Here is a 1,005-nt window from a genome sequence, read left to right on the forward strand (position 1 = left end):
GCCGTTCCCGATTCAGGCGGCCACGCTGCCGAACACGCTGGCCGGGCGGGATGTTCTGGGCCGCGGACGTACCGGCTCCGGCAAGACGCTCGCCTTCGGCCTGGCCCTGCTGGCGCGTACCGAGGGCAAGCGGGCGGAGCCCCGGCAGCCGCTGGCGCTGGTCCTGGTGCCCACCCGGGAGCTGGCGCAGCAGGTCACCGACGCGCTCACCCCGTACGCCCGGTCGCTGAAGCTGCGGCTGGCCACCGTGGTCGGCGGCATGTCCATCGGCCGCCAGGCCGGCGCGCTGCGCGCCGGGGCCGAGGTCGTCGTGGCGACCCCGGGCCGCCTCAAGGACCTGATCGAGCGCAAGGACTGCCGTCTGGACCGGGTGAACATCACCGTCCTGGACGAGGCCGACCAGATGGCCGACATGGGCTTCATGCCCCAGGTCACCGAACTCCTGGACCAGGTACGCCCCGAAGGCCAGCGGATGCTCTTCTCCGCCACCCTGGACCGCAACGTCGACCTCCTGGTCCGCCGCTACCTCAACGACCCGGTCGTCCACTCCGTCGACCCCTCCGCGGGCGCGGTCACCACGATGGAACACCACGTCCTGCACATCCACGGCACCGACAAATACGCCACCACCACCGAGATCGCGGCCCGCGACGGCCGGGTGATCATGTTCCTGGACACCAAGCACGCCGTGGACCAGCTCACCAAGCACCTGCTGAACAGCGGCGTACGCGCCGCCGCCCTGCACGGCGGCAAGTCCCAGCCCCAGCGCACCCGCACCCTCGCCCAGTTCAAGACCGGCCACGTCACCGCGCTGGTGGCCACCAACGTCGCCGCCCGCGGCATCCACGTCGACAACCTCGACCTCGTCGTCAACGTCGACCCGCCCAGCGACCACAAGGACTACCTGCACCGCGGCGGCCGCACCGCCCGCGCGGGCGAGTCCGGCAGCGTCGTCACCCTGGTCCTGCCCAACCAACGCCGCGAGATGGCACGCCTCATGGCAGC

Annotated in this window: 1 protein-coding gene; it reads left to right on the forward strand. The window is 71.7% G+C overall.

Translation table 11 applies throughout. The features are described from left to right. On the forward strand, positions 1-1,005 hold a 1,005-nt coding region (locus ACWDZ6_RS33430; protein ID WP_451505838.1), incomplete at both ends, for a DEAD/DEAH box helicase.

The sequence above is a fragment of the Streptomyces sp. NPDC002926 genome (assembly GCF_053591755.1).